The sequence below is a fragment of the Halomarina rubra genome (genome assembly GCF_023699475.1).
Lineage (GTDB): Archaea > Halobacteriota > Halobacteria > Halobacteriales > Haloarculaceae > Halomarina > Halomarina rubra.
In genome coordinates this window covers 37,226-56,073 of record NZ_JALXFV010000003.1, presented here as the reverse complement: position 1 = coordinate 56,073, position 18,848 = coordinate 37,226, and the positions used below count along the sequence as shown (strand labels likewise).

18 protein-coding genes are annotated in these 18,848 nt (G+C 69.4%); 7 read left to right on the top strand and 11 right to left on the bottom strand.

The window, feature by feature from the left end; translation table 11 throughout:
• Positions 1-53: 53 nt before the first annotated feature.
• On the top strand, positions 54-215 hold the full coding sequence (locus M1L36_RS05475; RefSeq protein ID WP_250872718.1) for a hypothetical protein: 162 nt from the start codon (positions 54-56) through the stop codon (positions 213-215).
• Positions 216-258: 43 nt separating this feature from the next.
• Here M1L36_RS05475 and M1L36_RS05470 read toward each other — a convergent pair whose 3' ends face one another.
• A complete protein-coding gene (locus M1L36_RS05470) occupies positions 259-606 on the bottom strand; it encodes a DUF6684 family protein (RefSeq protein WP_250872717.1) in 348 nt (115 codons plus the stop codon).
• Positions 607-824: 218 nt separating this feature from the next.
• On the opposite strand from M1L36_RS05470, the gene M1L36_RS05465 reads away from it, so the two are divergent.
• Together M1L36_RS05465 and M1L36_RS05460 are read left to right on the top strand one after the other, a co-directional pair.
• A complete protein-coding gene (locus M1L36_RS05465) occupies positions 825-1,013 on the top strand; it encodes a hypothetical protein (protein WP_250872716.1) in 189 nt (62 codons plus the stop codon).
• A 544-nt stretch (positions 1,014-1,557) separates the two neighbouring features.
• On the top strand, positions 1,558-1,908 hold the full coding sequence (locus tag M1L36_RS05460; protein ID WP_250872715.1) for a hypothetical protein: 351 nt from the start codon (positions 1,558-1,560) through the stop codon (positions 1,906-1,908).
• Positions 1,909-2,113: 205 nt separating this feature from the next.
• Here M1L36_RS05460 and M1L36_RS05455 read toward each other — a convergent pair whose 3' ends face one another.
• From M1L36_RS05455 to M1L36_RS05420, 8 genes are all read right to left on the bottom strand, one after another.
• Positions 2,114-2,668, bottom strand: coding sequence for a DUF7261 family protein (locus tag M1L36_RS05455; protein WP_250872714.1), 555 nt, complete (start codon positions 2,666-2,668; stop codon positions 2,114-2,116).
• Entirely contained in the window at positions 2,665-3,108 is a 444-nt protein-coding gene (locus M1L36_RS05450) for a DUF7262 family protein (protein WP_250872713.1), read from the bottom strand. Before M1L36_RS05450 ends, M1L36_RS05455 begins: the two co-directional genes overlap by 4 nt.
• Positions 3,101-3,805, bottom strand: a complete 705-nt coding sequence (locus M1L36_RS05445) for a DUF7263 family protein (RefSeq protein WP_250872712.1) — start codon at positions 3,803-3,805, stop codon at positions 3,101-3,103. The genes M1L36_RS05450 and M1L36_RS05445 overlap by 8 nt, the downstream gene beginning before the upstream one ends.
• Positions 3,802-4,281, bottom strand: coding sequence for a DUF7266 family protein (locus M1L36_RS05440; RefSeq protein ID WP_250872711.1), 480 nt, complete (start codon positions 4,279-4,281; stop codon positions 3,802-3,804). Before M1L36_RS05440 ends, M1L36_RS05445 begins: the two co-directional genes overlap by 4 nt.
• Complete coding sequence (locus tag M1L36_RS05435; RefSeq protein ID WP_250872710.1) at positions 4,278-5,036, bottom strand: DUF7289 family protein; 759 nt, start codon at positions 5,034-5,036, stop codon at positions 4,278-4,280. The genes M1L36_RS05440 and M1L36_RS05435 overlap by 4 nt, the downstream gene beginning before the upstream one ends.
• Complete coding sequence (locus M1L36_RS05430) at positions 5,033-6,907, bottom strand: type II secretion system F family protein (protein WP_250872709.1); 1,875 nt, start codon at positions 6,905-6,907, stop codon at positions 5,033-5,035. The genes M1L36_RS05435 and M1L36_RS05430 overlap by 4 nt, the downstream gene beginning before the upstream one ends.
• Positions 6,894-9,110, bottom strand: coding sequence for a type II/IV secretion system ATPase subunit (locus M1L36_RS05425; protein ID WP_250872708.1), 2,217 nt, complete (start codon positions 9,108-9,110; stop codon positions 6,894-6,896). Before M1L36_RS05425 ends, M1L36_RS05430 begins: the two co-directional genes overlap by 14 nt.
• 120 nt (positions 9,111-9,230) lie before the next feature.
• Positions 9,231-9,476 (bottom strand): DUF8593 domain-containing protein, encoded by a 246-nt coding sequence (locus M1L36_RS05420; protein WP_250872707.1) that lies wholly within the window; start codon positions 9,474-9,476, stop codon positions 9,231-9,233.
• A gap of 174 nt (positions 9,477-9,650) precedes the next feature.
• Between M1L36_RS05420 and M1L36_RS05415 the strand changes: the two genes are divergently transcribed.
• Complete coding sequence (locus tag M1L36_RS05415) at positions 9,651-9,899, top strand: hypothetical protein (protein WP_250872706.1); 249 nt, start codon at positions 9,651-9,653, stop codon at positions 9,897-9,899.
• Between the two features lie 22 nt (positions 9,900-9,921).
• On the opposite strand, the gene M1L36_RS05410 is transcribed toward M1L36_RS05415, so the two are convergent.
• Positions 9,922-11,352: an aldehyde dehydrogenase family protein gene (locus M1L36_RS05410; protein ID WP_250872705.1), complete on the bottom strand. Its 1,431-nt coding sequence runs from the start codon at positions 11,350-11,352 to the stop codon at positions 9,922-9,924.
• 192 nt (positions 11,353-11,544) lie between these two features.
• Between M1L36_RS05410 and ppc the strand changes: the two genes are divergently transcribed.
• The 3 genes from ppc (at position 11,545) to M1L36_RS05395 (ending at position 16,594) form a co-directional block, all read left to right on the top strand.
• Complete coding sequence (gene ppc / locus M1L36_RS05405; protein WP_250872704.1) at positions 11,545-14,247, top strand: phosphoenolpyruvate carboxylase; 2,703 nt, start codon at positions 11,545-11,547, stop codon at positions 14,245-14,247.
• A gap of 146 nt (positions 14,248-14,393) precedes the next feature.
• A complete protein-coding gene (locus M1L36_RS05400; RefSeq protein ID WP_250872703.1) occupies positions 14,394-15,707 on the top strand; it encodes a hydroxyacid-oxoacid transhydrogenase in 1,314 nt (437 codons plus the stop codon).
• A gap of 74 nt (positions 15,708-15,781) precedes the next feature.
• Positions 15,782-16,594, top strand: coding sequence for a PspA/IM30 family protein (locus M1L36_RS05395; protein ID WP_250872702.1), 813 nt, complete (start codon positions 15,782-15,784; stop codon positions 16,592-16,594).
• Between the two features lie 329 nt (positions 16,595-16,923).
• On the opposite strand, the gene M1L36_RS05390 is transcribed toward M1L36_RS05395, so the two are convergent.
• The gene (locus M1L36_RS05390) at positions 16,924-18,771 is read right to left on the bottom strand and encodes a BCCT family transporter (RefSeq protein WP_250872701.1); all 1,848 of its coding nucleotides are present in this window, start codon (positions 18,769-18,771) and stop codon (positions 16,924-16,926) included.
• Between the last annotated feature and the right edge of the window lie 77 nt (positions 18,772-18,848).

Here is an 18,848-nt window from a genome sequence, read left to right as displayed (position 1 = left end):
CTCGCCGCCGGACCGGCCGACGGCGACGGCACGACCCACCACTCGACCCGACCATGCCACAACGGACATTCGTCAGGTGTGTCGACTGCCGGCGACGGTCGTCGGCGGTCGTCCACGACGACGGTAGTATCACGCTCCCGACGGCCGACTCCCAGTGTCGGTGCGGTGGGACGGAGTTCATCGAACTCGACGAACTGCTCACGACGACGCCCTGAGATCGCGTCGCTGGCCCCGCCGTGATGCCCCTTCTCCTGTTGCTCACTCCCGGTCGCCCGACGGGTCCGCGTCGTCGCCCGTCGCGCCCTCGCCGGTCGCCGTGTCGTCGAGCGTCGCCGGTCGGTCGTCGGTCGACGAGCGCGCCTCCAGTTGCCGTTCGTCGCGGGCGATGACCTTCGCTGCGACGTACGTCAACAGCGCGAGCAACACCAGCGGGACGACGGTGAGCAGGTGGCTCATCCCCGACATGAACAGACTCGGCGGGAACGGCGAGTACACCAAGGACAGTCCGATGAAGAACAGCAGGATTCCCATGGGGATGAGGTTGACCGTGATGTCGAGCAGCGTCTCACGGTCGAGGTCGGCTCCGGTCGGTACGAGCGGTCCCATAGCCGAACGCTGACGGCGCACGTGGATAGCGGTAGTGCCGGCGGACGCCGACCGCGCGTAGACGGCGTGGAGCGTCGGTCTACGTGCAGATTCGAAATGACGCGACGGTACGCTGACGACACCGTTCGGGCGGCCCGGCGTCCGAAAGCAGTCAAAACGTCGTCATGCACGTCTGAGTACCACACACTGACCGTCACGATAGGTGGTCAGACCAACCCATGCAACTCCCCAGTCTCATCACCGTCGAGGGCGCGTACTGGTACTTCATCACACTCCTGCTCGCGATAGCGTTCGGGTTCGCACTCTACATCGCCGCGGGAGTGCTCGGTCTCGTCCCGGGGCCACAGGAACTCGTCCCTGGTGGAGCGTCGCTCTTCCTCACGGCTTCCCTGAGAATGTCCGCGTAGCGCCGTTCACGCCACGCGCTCGTCGAGCGACCACCCGCCGGCCGCGGCGCTGTGCATCGTCGTGTCTCGCCGAGAGCCTGAGAAGGCGAGGACTCCCGAAACCGTCTTGCCAACCTCGCCCTCGATTTCCGTTGTGTCTCCGGTAGAATAACGTTTCTGAATTCGTCAACGCGGATGGGTTTCGAGCGCCGTACCGTGGTTTGCGGGAACAGGTACCACGATTCGCCCGTCGCTCACACCCGTCGCGAGGGGTGGTCCAGCCGCGGTCCTCGACCGGCCTCTGGAGGGGTGACCTCACCGTTCGTTGACGGGTACGCCGTGCGTATCGGGAGTTATGTTGTGCCCAGTCGTCAGGGGTGGTCGTCGTAAGCCGACGTTTCACGCGTTCCAGACGTTCTGAACTGCCTCTGTGGGAGGACCGTTTTCCGGGTGTAAATGTCGGGTTCGTTCACGAAACGGTGTAGGAACGTGTTCAACCAACCGTCGCAAGGGTCGGTACGGTCGGCCCGGTTTATCCGGCTCCTCGGAGTCCGAGCAGAGTGCAATGAACTGGAAGCCAACCCGACGGACGGTTGCTGCACTGCTCGTGGCCGCGCTCCTGCTCGTCGCAGGCTGCGCAGGCCCGAGCGGTGGGAACAACACGACCGACGCCGGTGGCGTCGAGGACGCCACGCCCGCGGAGGAGCCGACGACGATGGAAGAGGAGGACACGACGATGGGCGAGGAGACCTCGGAGATGCCCAGCGAGGAGACGACGGAGGGCAACATGACCGACGGTGAAACCACCGAAGGGAACATGACCGACGGCAACACGACCGACGGCAACATGACCGACGGCAACACGACCGAGGGCAACCTCACCGTCGGCAACGAGACGACCACGTCCGAGTACTAAGGCGACCGCGTCTGAGTACACGGTCGACGCCCACCGGCCACGCGGTGTCGACGCCGCAGCCGAGTGAACCGTACCTGTCGATTCCGCCACCGATTTTCGTGCCCGGCCCCGTCTTCGGGGCCACTCCGGTGGCAAGACACTACTCGCCCAGTGGCGACACCGGTGCTCCGCCGCGTCTGGGCACTCCTTCTCCGACGCATACGGGTCAGCCCACTACCCGGGCTATCACCGTCGCGGCGTACTCGCCGCGGTCGGTCGTCACCCGCACGTCGAACGCGGCGGCCACGACGGTCGTCTCACCCGCGCGCTCCTGGACGACGACGCCGTCGACCGCTTCACAGGTGCCGAACGCACGGCCGTCACCACGGGGACAGTGCTCTCGCGCCCACGCGCGAGCGGCCGCCTCGTCGTACTCGACCGCGTAGGCCACCCCGTCTGCGACGCGCGACCCTTCGAGCGTGCGTATCCTGGGCGCGAGGTCCGTCCGGACCCGTTCGACGACGCGCTCGCGCGCGCTCCAGTTCGCGCCGGTCGCGTTCGTCCCGGCCGCGTGGAGGCTCCGGGAGAGCACCCGGTCGGCGTCGGCCAGCGGCGCGTCGTAGTCGTCGTTGGCCGCGGCGTCGGGGTGGTAGCCCAACTGGAGGTACGCGAGGACGGCGGGTGCGAGCGCGACGGCGACGACCGCGGCCGCCGCGAGGACGAACTGCGCACGGTCGCGACCGAATCGCCCGGCGTCGTCCCCTGCGTCGTCACGACTCACGCGTACCACACCCGTATCGTCACGGGACCGTTCGCCGTCGTCACGGTGGTCGTCCCGACGGCCACACCCGCCGGACGGTCGTAGCCGACCGTCCCGTGGGGCGTCTCGACGTGGTACATGAGCGAGTCGGGCAACAGCCGGTCGACCCGTCGGTCGAGGGCGGCCCGCTCGCGCTCGAACGCCGCCTCGGAGCGTGCGACTTCCGCCAGTCGCGTCGTTCCACGGTGTCGCGGGGGTTCGGTCCCGAGGACGGCCGCCGCGTCCCGTGCGTACGCGTCCAGTTGGGTGTCGCGGGTGTCCGGTTGGGGGACGCCGAGGACGAACCCCATCGAGACGGCGAGAACGAGCACGACGCCGATGCCCGCCTCGACGACCGACAGCGACAGTTGGCCGCGCTCGTCCGCCCTCCTCGTTCGTGACGTGTCGGCCGAGTCACGCATCGACGGTCACCACCAGTTCCGCCTTCGTCGTCCGCGCGGGGTAGTACGTCAGGTCGACGGTTGCGGGGGTGAACGGCCCGCTGTGTTCGACCGCGAGCGTCGCCGTCTCCAGTCGCGACAGCGCGACGTCGTAGCTCCCGTCGAGCCCCGACGGGTCGTGGAGGACCACCCGCCCGTTGGCACGGACGGCCGTCACCGTCGTCGCGGCGGGCGGGTCGACGTCGAGGGTGACGCGCGGCGTCCGTCGCGGGAGCGTCACGCGGTCCGTCGGGAGGTCGAGCGTCCGCGACTGGCGCTGTTCGAGCAACACGACGCGGCGGACGGTCGTCCCGCCGGTCGGGTCGCCGCGCTCGACGACCGTCTCACCGTCGAGTCGAATCCGCACGTCGCAGCTCTCGGCGACCGGGAACCACTCGTCGAGGCGCGCCGCGTCGAGGCGGGCGACCCGCGTGCGGTTCAGCGTGTTCCCCCGGTTCGTCAGCGGACCGTCGGGAGCGACGAGTCGTTCCGAGAGCGACACCGCGACGTGGCGTTCGCCCGGCGAGCGCTCGGCACCGGCGAACGCGCCGTCGGCCAGCGCGAGTCCGAGACCGGTCGCGGCCGTCACGACGAGGAGGGCGACGGCGAGCACCGGGAGGTTCGCCTGGCCGCGGTCGCCAGGGCCGTCCCGACCCGAGTCGGGCGTCGGGGTGCTCACGCGTCCACCTCTCCGAGTTCGACGACGACTCGCCCGTCGGTCGCGTCGACGCGGACGGCCGTGTCGTCGGTGCTCTCCCACGCGCCCTCGATGCGGACCACCCGGTCGGGGAGACCGAGGGCCACCCGCCCGTCGACGTCGTCGTGGGGGTGGTCGAGGACGAGGGTTCGATTGTCGCTCCGAATCGTGTAGTGGTCGCCACGGATGGTCTCCGGGAGGTCGACACGGAGGCTGACCGCGGCGTCGTCGGTCGCCGGGACGGCCTGCTCGACGCGGGCGGCCGCACCGGCCAGCGTCCGCTCGCCGACCGCGTCACCGGCCGTCGAGCGGTAGTCGGGAACGACGCCGCCGAACAGCGTCGTGGTCAACAGCCCGATGAACAGGACGACGATGGCCGCTTCGAGCGCCTTCGCCACGACGGGCGTCACCGCCCGGTCGTCGGCGATCAGGTCCGTCGTGGACGCTCGGTCGCTCACGTCGACACCTCCGTCCGGAGGTCGTGGACGACGAGGTACGCCGTCCGTCGCCCCTCGAATCGGGCGACGACACTCGTCACACCGTCGCCGTCGATGTCCCGTCGTTCGACCGTCGCGCCGCGCTCGGTGAACCACCGCTCGAACGCACCGGGGGTCTCGGTCTCGATGGCGACGCGCCAGTAGCCCTCGCCGTGGGAGACGCGGTCGTGGCTGACGTTCGTCGAGACGGTGAGCGAGGCCCGCTCGCCGCCGACGCTCGCGGGGTCGCCCAACCGAGGCGCACCGACGAGGAGGACGCCCCCTTCGCCGCGCGAGGCCGTCACCAGCGGCGGGTCACGGAGCGTCGCGCTCCCGTTGGTCCCACGGACGATGGCTCCGCCGACGAACGCGACCCGCTGGTCGCCCGCCTCGAACACGAGCGCGTCGGTCCGCACGCGCTGTGCGACCCGGTCGCCGTCGAGTCCTTCGAGCAGGCGGACGTCGCGGGACTCGGTGTGGAGGCGGCCGTCGGTGAACGAGACCCGACCGCGGTGTCGACCCGTCGCCTCGACCGGGTCGAGCGCGGCGTCGAGGTCGTTCGCGACGCGGTCGGCGTCTGCGGCGGCGGCGTTCTGGTCCAGCACGGTGCCGATGGAGGCGGTGAGCGTCCCCATCGCGACGACGGTGATGCCGAGTAGGAGCACGACGCCGATGACGTGTGACTGCGCGCGCGAGTCGGCGAGGCCGGTGTCCGTCTCCGAACGGGGCCGACTCACAGCAGCCCCACCCCCGCGTAGACGCTGTAGGTGAGGACGACGAGCACCGAGGAGTGGAGGAGCGCCTCGTACCAACCCCGGGAGGCGGTGCCGGCGAACCAGCCACACGCCAGCATCGTCGCCTGCGTGATGACGTAGAACCGCAACCGGTCGCGCTCGGGGTCGACGGCGTTCGGGTCGAGCGCCATCCCCCCGTCGGCGACCGTCGAGAGCTGTGCGAACCCGTCGAGGACGTGGACGTTGACCGCGACGGTGATGCCGACGACCAGCAGGGCGGTCGTCCAGCCGACGGCGACGTACACCATCAGCGACGACCGCAGCGCCTTACGCTCGTGCACGAGGCGGCCGACCTCGGTCTGGAGCGTCTCGAAGACGTCCTCGGCGTCGCTGCCGACGTCGAGCGCCCCCGTCACGAGCCCCATCGTCTGTTCGGCGAGCGGGGTGCCCACGCGATCGACGAACCGGTCGAGTGCGTCCGCGCGGACGTCCTCGCCCCGCCCCGTCATCAGCGCGGTGTTGAACGCGAGGTCGTCGACGTCCGCTTGCAGCGCGCCGAGGTCGACGTCGCGGGCGACCCGCTCGACGGCCGTCGAGAACGGCCGACCGAGGCTGACGTGCCCGGCGACGGCGTGGACGAAGTCCTTCAACTCGCGGTCCTTCGCGTCGTCGCGTCGTGCCCGCCGGACCGAGACGAGGCCGACCGGCAGGCCGAACGCGGCGTAGCCGAACAGGGTGACGTTCACCGGGTGGTAGCCGAGGGTCCAACAGCCGACCGCGACGAGCACGGCGACCGGCGCGCAGACGACGGCGGCGCTCGCTGGGTTGGTCGGCGTCTCGGTCAGCACGTCGGTGACGCCGTCGGGGAGCGCGTACGACGGTGGGGCCTGGTCGGGCGGTCGGAGCGCGTCGACCAGCCACGCCGCGCCGACCCCGACGACCAGCGAGAACGCCGCCGCGCCGTAGACGAACACCGCCCGGAGCGTCGTCTCGCCGAACGGCGTCGCGACGGGCGCGGAGAGCCCCGGCGAGAGCACCGCCATGACGGTCAGGACGATGACCAACAGCGCCGGCAGGACGAGCAACACGATGAACAGTTCGGCGAGCAGTTCGAGGAAGTCGCTCGCGCGCTGGCGGGCACGGGCCTGCCGGTGTGAGAGCATCCGCGACTCCAGTTCGAGGTACGCGTCGAGTGCGTCGTCGCCCTGTCCGGCGTGCTCGCGGAACTTCAGGAGGAACGGCGACAGCAGGTCCCGCGAGGGGGTGTCCCGTGACACCATCCGTAGCCCCGAGTCGAGACTCCCCGTCAGCGCCGCCCGGTTGAGCACGCTCCGGAACGCCACCGCTGTCTCGCCGTAGGCGTCCTGTTCGGCGACCTTCCGGAGCATCGTCCGGGGGCCGTCGCTCCCCGCCGACAGCGCCCGAAGGTACCGCACCGCGCCGGGCATCGTCCGCTCGATGTTGCTCCGGCGCGCGCTGGCGGTCCACCGGAGGTAGAGACTTCCGCCGGTGACGACGAGTCGCTTGACGAGTAGACCGCCGACGACCGCGACGGCGACGGCGGCGTACAGCCGTGGCACGTCGGGGGCGTGGAGTCGGTTCGCCACCGGGAGCGCGGCGTGGAGCGTCTCGCCGAGGGTGGTCCAGACGCCCGCGGGGACGGCGAGCGTCAGTGCGGCGACGCCGACGGTCGCGACCCCGAACGCCAGCCACGAGACGCCGTAGACCCGAGCGAGGAACACGTCGAAACTCGGGCCGACGTTCGCCGCCCGGAACCGTCGCCGGTCCCGGTCGTGGCGGGCGCTGTCGGCGTGCCGGGAGAACAGCGCGTACAACCCTCGGTCGAGCGCCTCGGTGTGGTCACTCGTCGCCATCGTGGTCCCTCCGGTGGTCGCTGCCGCCGTCGGCCGCTGCGGTCTCCGACTGCCGTGACCGCTCCCGTCTCGCGGCCGCCCGTTCGACGGTCGCCGTCTCGTTTGCTCGGAGGTCCGCGAGGAAGCCGAACAGTTCGTCGACGTCGTCGACACCCTCCTGGACGAGATACTGGACGTAGCGGTGTTTCTCGCGGAACTCGCTCTCGACGGCCTCGACGGGACGGTCGGTCCGGTCGGCGATGCGCTGGACGGTCCGCGTCGTCCCCGCCGCGTCGGGGCCGAACCGGACGTCGAACCCGCCTTCGGTGGTGCGTTCGAAGACGGTGTTGTAGTGGACGGTCGCACCGGGGCGTTCGACACGTCCGTCGTGAGGGTCGCCCTCGTCGACGAGTTCGACCACCTCGCCGACGTAGCGCTCGCCGTCGTTGCGTCGCGGGAAGACGACGAGGTCGAGTTCCGCGAGCAGGTGTGGCGGGAGACCCTGTTCGATGACGCGGTTGACCAGTTTGTCGACGTCCTCGGCGTGGGTCGTCCCGAGGACGCCGTGACCCGTCGCGAGCACCTCGCCGAACGTCTCGAAACTGGCGGGCGTGTTTATCTCGGCGATGATCTCGACGTCCGGGTTGAGATAGTTCGTCTCCGTCATCAGGTCGGCCATCGAGATGCGCTTGTACCGACTCTCGTGGTCGCGGGTCTGGAGCGACACGCCCGTCTCGTGGGGCAACCGTACCTCGCGAGAGCCCTCGTCGATGCTCACCGGCCGGTCGTCGTAGGGGATGAACGGCACGTGGGCGTTCATCAGCGTCGTCTTCCCGACGCCCGTCGGCCCCGCGAACAGCACGACGCCGTGGTGTTCGTACAGCAACCAGAGCAGGGTCACGAGTTCGGTCGGGAGGCTGCCGCTCTCGACGAGGTCGACCGGCGTCAGCGGGTCGCGAGACTGCTTCCGGATGGAGATGTGGGGGCCGCCCTCGCTGATGGTCGGGAGGGCGACGGCACAGCGGATGGTCTCGTCGATACCCTCCGGTTGGAGGTTCACCTTCGCGCTCGGGGTGGAGGCGTTGACCTCGACGCCGTCGGCGGCCGCGAGCTGGGTGACGACGTTGACGAACGCCGTCTCGTCGTCGAACGCGAGGTTCGTCGGGACGCGCTCGTCGACGCCGCGGGGGACGACCTTCACGCGTTCGCCGACGCGGTTGGCCTCGACGTCCTCCAGACGCTCGTCGCGGATGGGGACCGTGAGTTGGCCGTAGCCGACGTAGTCCCTGAGGACGTAGTAGACGAGGTCGTCGAGACGGTCGGGTGCGTAGCGGTCGTCGACCGGCGGGACCGCGAGGTCGTACTCCGCGAGCGTCGAGCGGAGGCGATAACGGGTCGCGTCCAGCCACGCCCGCGTGCTGTCGGCGGTGAGTCGCCGTGCCAGCACGCCCTCCGCACGCTCGCGGACGAACGCCGCTCGCTCGTCGGCCGCGACGACGCCGTCGACCGGGGCCTCCCAGATGCGCTCTTTGCACTCCTCGATACGTTCGCCGTCTCCGGGTAGCAGGTCGGGTTCGCGGACGGCGTACTTCGTCGTGAACGGGTCCGCGCCCAGGACGTGTTCGCGATACAGGACGACGGGTACGTCGAAGTCGAGGAACGGGACGGTGTAGCGGGCGATACGCTCGTTGGCGAACCGGTCGGCGTGGGCTGCGTCGTCCAGGCCGGTCCTTGCCGGCGCGAACGACGACGTGTGGACGACGACCTCGCCGTCGCGTTCCTCGGCGACGTCGACCTGGTCGTCGAGCGCGTGTGGCGTCAGGTCGCCGAGACAGAACACCTCGGCGAGCGCGTGGTACTCCAGTCGTCGCCGCATCGACGGCGAGAGGTCGGTGAGTCGGTCGACGGCGCGGTCGTACTTCGGCGAGAACCCCTCGGCCATCCGTTCTGCCGCACCCTCGCGGGTGAGCGGGCGGTCGACGCTCGCGCCCGCGAAGTATCCGGTCACGTCGGCCAGGGCTTCACGGCCGTCGGCGGACAGCGACGGAGTCCGGGTGTCGTACTCGAACTCGTCGCGACCGCCGCGGACCGTGACGACGACCCCGGGGTGGACCGCCTCCTGCCGGCGGACGTCCGGGGCGTACCACGCCTCGGGGTCGGCCGGTGGGAGCGGCGCGGGGACCGTCGGCGACTCGGCGTCGGCGTGACGACTCGACTCGTCCATTGACGGGCATGCACTGGTTCTCGCTCTTAAATGTTATGAGATAATGAGTAAAACGAACTGTCGGTCGCAGTCGACAGCGCTCGGGACGGTTTCGGTACGCGGGAGACGGGGTGGTCTCGACTACCGGTCCCGGAGATGGATGCCGTCGTCGTCGCGCCGTTCGACGTGGTCTCGCTGCAGGTCGTGGTGGTCCTCGTCGTCGTCCCACCCGAGCATCTCTTTGACTTTCTCGGTCAACCCGTCGCTGTCGTCGTGGTCGACCCGAGCGGTGTCTTCGTCACGAACCTCGCTGACGGTTCCGAGTCGGTCGCCACGTGACGAGAACACTGGCTTGCCGACGTCGGGTTCTCCGAATCCTCGTGTCATTGCATCTGTGACCTCTCCCGGACGACGGATGGTGCTCACGCCTGCCTGCGCCGGCAGGTCACTACCGACTCTCCACGACCGGCATCCCGTCTGCGAGAAGTCCGTCGACCTCCTCCGACCCGGTCGACGGTGGAGGTAGCTACTTGTACTCTCTCGTATCTCTCGACGACCTGGATGCGTCCCTCGACACGACTCCTCACGTCGACGACGGAAGCACTCCCGTCCGCGGTGGTCGCGGCGGTCGCCAGTTGGACGTTCGCGAGCGGTGACCCGTCGTTGGTGGAGACGCGGAGCGCGTTCGTCGCGTTCGTGACGCTGTCGGTGCTGGTCGTGATGATACTGGCCAGTTACAGCTACGCAGTTTGCGCCGAGAAACACTTCCCCATCGCGAGAGTCGTCGTCGATACGTTGCTGTGGGTGTGAGACGGTCGGGCAGCGGTTTCGTTCAGAGGACGATACTCTTCGTCGTCGTGAACGCCTCGATGGAGTAGCCGATGCCCTCGCGGCCGATGCCGGAGTCGCCGACGCCGCCGAAGGGGATGTCGCCGAGGCCGTGGGACGGCGCGCCGTTGAGGCGGACGGCACCGGCTTCGATGCGGTCGGCGAGGCGCATCGCGCGGTCGTGGTCGGCGGTGAAGACGCTGGCGTCGAGACCGAGGTCGCCCTCGTTGGCGAGGCCGACGGCGTCCGCCTCGTCGGCGACGCGGGCGACGGCGGCGACGGGGCCGAACTGCTCCTCGTGGAGGATGCGGGCGTCGTGGGGGACGTCCGCGAGCAGCGTCGGTTCGACCGTCTTGCCGTCACGCTCCCCTCCCCGGACGAGCGTCGCGCCCTTCTCGACGGCGTCGACGACGAGTTCCTCGACCCACGCGGCCTGGGACTCGCTGATGAGCGGGCCGATGGCGGTGTCCTCGTCGAACAGGTCGCCGGGTTGCCAGTCGTCCATCTGGGCCTCGATGCGTTCGACGAGTTCGTCGTGGACTTCGTCGTGGGCGAGGACTCGAGAGACGGCCGAACAGCGCTGGCCGGCGTACTTGAACGAGCCTTTCGCACAGTCGGCGGCAGCCGCGTCGAGGTCGGCGTCGGGGAACACGAGCGCGGGGGCGTTCCCGCCGAGTTCCATGTGGAGGTGGACCATCCCCGACTCGCGAGCGACGTGTTTGCCCGCGTTCGAAGAGCCCGTCAGGGCGACGGCGTCGAGGCGGTCGTCGCCGGCGAGGACGTCGCCGATGTCGCTGGAGCGACCGGCGACGAAGTTGAAAGCGCCCTCGGGGAGGTCGACGTCGTCGACGACCTCGGCGAGGATGGCTCCGCTGATGGGCGTCTTCGTCGCGGGCTTGCAGACGACGCTGTTGCCAGCCGCGAGCGCGGGCGCGACCTGCAGTGCGGTCGTTGCCAGCGGGTAGTTGTACGGCGTCACACAGAGGACGACGCCGACCGGTTGGGGTTTGACGATGGCCTGCCAGCCCTCATGGCCCTCGGTCGTCCCCTCGACGAACTCGCCTTGCTGGTTGCGGGCCTCCTCGGCCGCGCGGCGGAACCGCTCGGCGGCGGAGTCGACCTCCCCGCGGGCACTGGAGATGGGCTTGCCGGCCTCGCGGACGATGACCTCCGCGAGCTCCGCCTTCCGGGCTTCGAGACCGTCGGCGATCTCCTCCAGCCACCCCGCGCGCTCGACGATGGTGCTCTCGCGCATCGGGCGTTTCGCTCGCTCGGCGGCGGTGACGGCCGCCGTCGCCTGCTCGGCGGTCGCGCTGGCGATCTCGGCGAACGTGCCGCCGTCGGCGAGGTCCTCGACTTCGATGCGGGCGTTCGATGGCTCCCACCGACCACCGATGAGGTTCGTCTTTCCGTCGTGTGCGGTTCCCACTGCCATGCGTTGACGTAGTCGCTCCTCCTTCAAGTTATTTACTCACAATCGAGTACCTGTTTGGTAACCGGGGGTCGAACTCCGTCGAACGACCGTGATGGATAGCTCGAAATCGGGGCGCTCGGACGCCGTGTGGTGGTATCGCGGAATTTGCGACGGCGTGGTACGCTTTTGGTCCTGTGGCCCACTCGTTCGGGCATGGATGACACGCGATTGCATAGCAGGGGTGTACGCCAGGACGTTCGGGAACTCGGGGCGTTGCTCGGAGACACCGTCGCCGACCTCTCGACGCCCGGCGCGTTCGAGACGGTCGAGGAGGTCCGACGCGCCGCTATCGCCTATCGACGTGGGGAGGCCGACTCGCCGGCGAACCTGGAAGCCGCGCTCGCGGACCTCTCGGCGACGCGGCAGGGAGAGGTCGCCCGCGCGTTCACCACCTACTTCGAACTCGTCAACCTCGCCGAGGAGCGCGAACGGGTGCGCTCGCTACGCCGCGACGAACAGACCGAGACGCTCGCCGACGGCGTCGCAGAGGCGGTCGAGACGCTCGCGGCCGAGGGGGCCGACGCCGAGCAGGTCGTGAGCGTCCTCGACGACGTGCTCATCGAACCGACGTTCACCGCCCACCCCACCGAGGCCCGTCGGAAGACGGTGAAGTCGAAACTCCGGGCGGTCGCCGACGGACTGGAGGACCTCGACGAGCGCCGCCTGACCGACGACGAGCGCGACCGCCTGTGGCGGGCGCTCGACGCCGAGGTGACGAGCCTCTGGCAGACCCCCCAGGTCCGCAAGCGAACCCCACAGGTCACCGACGAGGCGCTGAACGTCCAGTGGTACCTGGAGAACACGCTGTTCGACGTCGTCGGCGAGGTGTACGACGAGTTGGAGACCGAACTGGGCGAGCAGTACGGCATCGCCGACGTTCCGAAGCTGTTCGAGTTCCGGTCGTGGGCCGGCAGCGACCGCGACGGCAACCCCTACGTCACCCCCGAGGTGACCGACGAGACGCTCGAACGCCAGCGCGCGGTCGTCCTCGACCGCTACCGGCAGGAACTCAAGCGCATCTCCGGGGTCGTGAGTCAGGACGCCACCCGCGTCGACGTCGGTGATGACGTCCTCGCGCGACTGGAGCGCCACGCCGAGACGCTCCCCGGTATCGCCGACCAGGCCGAACTGCGCTACCCCGACGAGCCGTACCGCCAACTGTTGAAGCTCCTGCGCGAACGCGTCGTCCGCGTGGGGAGCGTCCGCCCGGGCGGCTACGAGGAGCCTGCGGACCTGCTGGCGGACCTCGACGCGCTGGCGACCGACCTCCGGGCGAACGGCGCGGACTCCGTGGCGGCCGCCCACGTCGACCCGCTCCGGCGGCAGGTGTCGACGTTCGGCTTCTCGCTGGCGAGCCTCGACCTCAGAGACCACCAGGAGAACCACACCCTGGCGGTGACCGAGACGCTGGAACGCGAGGGCATCGACTACGCCGCGCTCGACGAGGCCGAACGCGTCGACCTGCTCACCGAGGCCATCCTCGAACCGGACCCGCTCGTCGACGTGAGCGACCGCGACGACTGCTCGGAGACGACGGCGAAGGTGCTCGAACTGTTCGAGTCGACGGCGGAGTGGCACCGCGAGTACGGCGTCGACGCCATCGACACCTACTGCATCTCGATGTGCGAGGAGCCGAGCCACGTCCTCGAAGTGCTTTTCCTCGCCGACCAGGCCGGCATCGTCGACCTGCCGGGGTACTCGGGGCTGGACGTGGCTCCCCTGCTGGAGACGGAGTACGCCCTGTCGGGTGCCCGGCGCATCATGGGGACGCTGTTCGAGAACGAGGCGTACGCCGCGGCCGTCGAGGCCCGCAACGGCACTCAGGAGATAATGCTGGGGTACTCCGACTCGAACAAGGAGAACGGCTACCTCGCCGCCCAGTGGTCGCTCCACACCAACCAGAAACGGCTGGCGGCCATCTGCGACGACTACGACGTGAACCTGCGCCTGTTCCACGGGCGCGGGGGGTCCATCTCCCGCGGTGGCGGCCCGATGCACGACGCGTTGCTCGCGCTGCCGGCCTCGACGGTGACGGGACAGGTGAAGTTCACCGAACAGGGCGAGGCCATCGCCGAGAAGTACGCCAACCCGCGCATCGCCGAGCGGGAACTCGAACAGATGCTGAACGCCCAACTTCGCGCTCGTCACCGCGCGCTCGACGGCGACCGGGTCCGCATCAGGAGCGAGTGGCGCGAGGCGATGGAGACGGCCGCCGACGCCGCCCGCGAGTCGTACCGCGACCTGCTGGAGACCGACGGGTTCGTCGCGTTCTTCGAGCAGGCCACCCCCATCACCGTCATCGAGAACCTCAACCTCGGGTCGCGCCCGGCCTCGCGGTCGGGTGAACGGTCGGTCGAGGACCTTCGAGCGATTCCGTGGGTGTTCTCCTGGACCCAGGCGCGGTGTATCATCCCCGGGTGGTACTCGCTGGCGGCGGGTCTCGACGCCTACCTCGACGACGGCGGCGACCTCGACACGCTCCGGGAGATGTACGAGTCCTGGCCGTTCTTCGGGACGATGCTCGACAACGCCGCGCTGTCGCTGGCCCGGACCGAGATGGAGATCGCCGCCGGCTACGCCGACCTCGCCGACGAGGACCTGCGCGACGCGTTCTTCCCCCGCATCCGCGCCGAGTACGACCGCGCCTGCGAACTCGTCTTCGAGGTGACGGGACGAGAGCGACTGGTCGACCGCGACTGGCTGGAGGAGAACCTGGGCCACCGCAACCCGTACGTCGACCCGCTGAACTACCTCCAGATGACGCTGCTCGGCCGGACCCACCGGACGCCGACCGAGGACCGCACCCTCAGACTCACCGTCAAGGGCATCGCCGCCGGGATGAAGAACACCGGCTGAGCGGGTGTCGGGCCCCCCGGCCCCCCTCGACCCCTCCGTTTCGTGTCGACTCGGCGACGGTAGTTTCAACTCCCGTCGTGTCCCGTGCTACCCATGGACGACAGCACGCCCCACCGGCAGTGGGCCGTCATCCGAGGTGAGTCGCGGTGAGCTACGAGCGGTCGGTGTCCGCGCCGGACCACGACCTCGCCCCGGAGACGGTCTGGCACGTCCAGATGCCACAGATCCGCTTCGGACGCGACGCCATCGAGGAACTGCCGTTCCAGTTGCGCGACCTGGGCGTCGACGAAGACGCGACGGGACTGGTCGTCACCGACGAGGGCCTGGTCGCGGCGGGTCACGCCGAGCGCGTCGAGACGCTGTTGAGCGAGGCCGGCCTCTCGGTGGACGTCTACGACGACGCCCGTCGGGAACCATCGGTCAGCGACGTCGAGGAGTGCGTCGAGTTCGTCCGCGACGAACGCGGCGAGGCGGGCTACGACTACTACGTCGGCCTCGGTGGCGGGAGCTGTCAGGACACGGCGAAAGCCACCCGCACCGTCGTCGCCAACGGCGGCAGTCCGCTCGACTACGTCGCCGAACCGACGGGCAACGGGAAGGCCATCGCGGAGTCGGGGCCGCCGCTCGTGCTCGTCCCGACGACGGCGGGGACCGGGGCTGAGATATCGCCGGTCGCCATCCTCTCCGTGGAGGAGAAGAACATCAAGGAGGGCATCTCCAGCAACCACATCCGCGCGGACGCCGCCGTGCTCGACCCGGCGCTGACGACGACGCTGCCACCGGGGCAGACGGCCAAGACCGCGATGGACGCGCTGGGCCACGCCATCGAGGGCTACACGACCCACGAGTACGACGCACTGTTGCGGCCGAGCGACCCCGCCGACCGGCCGGTGTACGCCGGGCGGACGCCGCTGACCGAGATGTTCTCGGAGAAGGCCATCGACCTGCTGTCGAGCAACGTCCGCACGGCGGTCCACAACGGCGACGACCTGGAGGCGCGCGCGAACATGCTCCAGGGGGCGCTGTTCGGAGCCATCGCGGGGCTGACCGCGGGCGCGACGCTCTGTCACGCGATGGCCTACCCCGTCGGCAACCGCTACCACACGACCCACGGCGAGACCATCGCCGTCCTCACGCCGGCGAGCACCATCGACTACAACTCGGGGAGCGACCCCGCCCGGTTCTCGCGAGTCGCCGAACTGTTCGGCGTCGAGACGACCGGTCGGACCGACCGCGAGGCCGCCGACGCGCTGAAGACCCAGTACGTCCAGTTACAGCGCGACCTGAACGTCATCCCGAGTGGTCTCGCGGAACTCGCGGGCATCACCGCAGACGACGTCGACTGGCTGGCGGCCCAGACCGTCGACACCCAGGAGCGTCTCCTGCGGACCAACCCCCGGCCGGTGACGGAAGCCGACGTCCGCGACGTGTTTCTCGACGCGCTCCACAACTGGGAGTAAGCCGAGCGCCGTCGGACCCCCCGCACCTCCCGTCTCGCACGAACCCCTAAGTCGGTCGACAGCCCTTCTCGGGTATGGGACTGTTCGACCGGACGACCGAGGCGTTCGAACGCGAACTGAACCGCCTCCTCGACGACCTCGAAGACCCCCAGGAGAACCTCGACTACACCTACGAGCGGCTTCGCGACGAACTCGCCCGCGTCGACGAGGCGCTCGTCGACCTCGTCACCCAGCGCAAGCGCCTCGAACGCGAGGCCGACCGACTGGACGACCGCGTCTCCTCGCACAACGACCGCGCACGCGAGGCGGTCGAGGACGGCGAGGACGCCGTCGCCCGCGACCACCTGTCGGCCAAACGCGACGACATGGCTCGACTGGACGACGTGGAGGCGCGCATCGCGGAGCTACGGGACGCCGAGTCGTCGCTGAAGGGTCGCCGGAGCGAACTCGCCGAGCGCGTCGAACGCTTCCGGACCGAGCGCGCGGAGTTGACCGCCCGCCAGAGCGCCGCCCGCGCCGAAGCGTCGGTCGCCGACGCCCTCGGTGAGGAGTCCGAGGCGGGGTACGCCGACCGCCGAGTCGCCGACGCGGCCGACCACGTCGAAGAGTCCGAGGCACGGGCCGCAGCCATCGAGGAACTCCGTTCGGAAGGGTTCTTCGCGGACGACCGGACCGCCGACACCGGTAGCGACACCGTCGAGCGGGCGCGCATCGACGCCGAGGTCGAATCGGAACTCGAGACGCTCCGGAGCCAGTATCGCGAGGACGACGCCGACGCCGTCGACGGTGACGACGCCGACAGCGACGACCGGGGTGACACGACCGACGCAGACTCCGCCGATGTCGCCGATGCCGACAGCGACGGTGACGACGCCGACGACTCGTAGCGCTCGTGGGTGACAGTCGGCGCTCGTCTCGGTCGCGAACCGGTCCGCGCCGCAGTAGCTCACGGCGCGGTGGCTATCCGTAGTTATTCGTCGGTAGAATCCCTGGCCGCCGATGGCGGGGTGGCCGATGGCTGTCAGAGGCATCGTCTCGTCGCGGCCGCGCCCTCGCCACACGCCGAGAGGCGTCGAGAGGCGTCGGAACCGCATCCCCACCGTCTCCTATCTCTCGGGTTTCGAGACTAACGGTTCGCGTTGCGTGCGCGTGGCACTTATGTCATGCTGTCGCACGACTGACGGGAGAGCGCCCGTGAACCGCATTCTCCGGGTACTCAGTCGTCGGTCGCCGGCGACGTACCGCTCCGGTCGGTCGCGGACTCCGCGTCGTCGCGGACGTCGGTGACGACGCTGTCGTTGGACGTGCGGACCTCCACGTCGCCGCGTTCGACGAGACGGTCGACGTGAGCGCTGAAGCGGTCGGATTCGAGCATTTCGCGTTCGTTCCGCAGTCCGAGGTACAGCGTGTAACAGAGCACCAACAAGACGAGGGTGAACGGGAGGCCGGTCGTGATGGCGGCGGTGCGGAGGGCGCTCAACCCGCCACCGATGAGGAGGACGGCTGCCACCGCACCCTCCGAGACGGCCCAGAACACGCGCTGTGTCTTCGGGACCTCCCGTTTCCCGCCGGCGGTCATGTGGTCGACGACGAGCGACCCCGAGTCCGAGGAGGTGACGAAGAACGTCGTCACCAGCACGACGGCGACGACGCTGGTGACGGCCGTGAGCGGCAACACCGCGAACAGTTCGAACATCGCCGTCGCGACGTCGTTCTCGACGGCCCCCGTCAGGCCCCCGCCGCCGTTCAACTCGACGAACAGCGCGCTCCCGCCGAACGTCGCCATCCAGAGGAACGAGAACAGCGCCGGGAGGACGAGCACGCCAAGCAGGAACTCCCGGACGGTCCGACCCCGCGAGATGCGTGCGATGAACATACCGACGAACGGCGACCACGACACCCACCAGCCCCAGTAGAAGACGGTCCAGGTGTGTTGCCAGGTGGTCCCCGAGAACGACTCGCTCCAGAACGCGAGTTCGGGGAGGACGCTGACGTAGAACCCCAGCGTCTCGACGAACGTCCCCAGCAGGAACACCGTCGGGCCCAGCAGCAACACCGCGCCGAGCAACAGGCCCATCACGTAGAGGTTGAGTTCGCTGAGGCGTTTGACCCCCTCGTCGAGGCCCGCGACGACCGACAGCGTGGCGACGGCCGTGATGAGCGCGATGATACCGACCTGGACGAGCGTCGATCCCGGCACCGCGAACGGGAGGTACCGCCCCGAGAGGAAGGTCAGCCCCGCGTTGATCTGCTGGACGCCCAGTCCAAGCGACGTCGAGAGGCCGAACAGCGTCGCCACGACCGCCAGCACGTCGACGAGGTCGCCCATCCAGCCGTAGATACGCTCGCCGAGCAGCGGCCAGAACACCGACCGGAACGTCAGCGGCAGGCCGCGGTTGTACGCGAAGAAGGCCAGTCCGAGGCCGACGAGCGCGTAGATGGCCCACGGGTGAAAGCCCCAGTGGAAGAACGTCGTCCCGAGGGCGGCCTGCCCGGCCGCAGCGGTGCCGGCCTCCGCGCCGAAGAACGGCGGAACCGTCCCGAGGTGGGTGATGGGTTCGCCGACGCTCCAGAACATCAGGCCGATACCCATCCCGGCGCTGAACAGCATCGAGTACCACCCGAAGTTACTGAACTCCGGTTCCGCACCCGGACCACCGAGTCTGACGTCGCCGTAGCCACTCAGTGCGAAGAACAGTACGACGACGATGAACAGGTTCACCGCGAGGATGTAGAACCACCCGAACGTCCCGGAGACGGCCCCGAGGACGGCCCCGAACGCCTGCTTGGCGGTCATCGAGGAGCCCTCGATGCCCGTGACGCCGACCGACGCGAGGACGTCGGTGACACCGAGCGTCGTCAGACCCGCCACGGCCAGCGAGAACGCCTGCTCGAACAGGAGCGTCAGCACGACGAACACCACGACGAGCGTCGCGGCCACCGGGAACACCCGCGGGTGGACGTCGAAGCCCCACCGCTGGACGTTCCCGTCGCCGGGCGACCGCCCGGTGTCGGCCTCGAAGATGCCGTCGAGCGGTCCGTCGTCGTCCGGTCCGTCAGCCACGTGTCGATACCCCGCTCCGGTCGTCGCGTCGATTGCGCTCGCTCATTGGTGTGTTCGAACTGCGAGACGGGTCGAAA

Excerpts from the sequence above, each read along its gene's own strand:
- M1L36_RS05475 (WP_250872718.1), top strand. The coding sequence starts at position 54 with ATGCCACAACGGACATTCGTCAGGTGTGTCGACTGCCGGCGACGGTCG.
- M1L36_RS05470 (WP_250872717.1), bottom strand. The coding sequence starts at position 606 with ATGGGACCGCTCGTACCGACCGGAGCCGACCTCGACCGTGAGACGCTG.
- M1L36_RS05465 (WP_250872716.1), top strand. The coding sequence starts at position 825 with ATGCAACTCCCCAGTCTCATCACCGTCGAGGGCGCGTACTGGTACTTC.
- M1L36_RS05460 (WP_250872715.1), top strand. The coding sequence starts at position 1,558 with ATGAACTGGAAGCCAACCCGACGGACGGTTGCTGCACTGCTCGTGGCC.
- M1L36_RS05450 (WP_250872713.1), bottom strand. The coding sequence starts at position 3,108 with ATGCGTGACTCGGCCGACACGTCACGAACGAGGAGGGCGGACGAGCGC.
- M1L36_RS05430 (WP_250872709.1), bottom strand. The coding sequence starts at position 6,907 with ATGGCGACGAGTGACCACACCGAGGCGCTCGACCGAGGGTTGTACGCG.
- M1L36_RS05425 (WP_250872708.1), bottom strand. The coding sequence starts at position 9,110 with ATGGACGAGTCGAGTCGTCACGCCGACGCCGAGTCGCCGACGGTCCCC.
- M1L36_RS05420 (WP_250872707.1), bottom strand. The coding sequence starts at position 9,476 with ATGACACGAGGATTCGGAGAACCCGACGTCGGCAAGCCAGTGTTCTCG.
- M1L36_RS05415 (WP_250872706.1), top strand. The coding sequence starts at position 9,651 with ATGCGTCCCTCGACACGACTCCTCACGTCGACGACGGAAGCACTCCCG.
- M1L36_RS05410 (WP_250872705.1), bottom strand. The coding sequence starts at position 11,352 with ATGGCAGTGGGAACCGCACACGACGGAAAGACGAACCTCATCGGTGGT.
- ppc (WP_250872704.1), top strand. The coding sequence starts at position 11,545 with ATGGATGACACGCGATTGCATAGCAGGGGTGTACGCCAGGACGTTCGG.
- M1L36_RS05395 (WP_250872702.1), top strand. The coding sequence starts at position 15,782 with ATGGGACTGTTCGACCGGACGACCGAGGCGTTCGAACGCGAACTGAAC.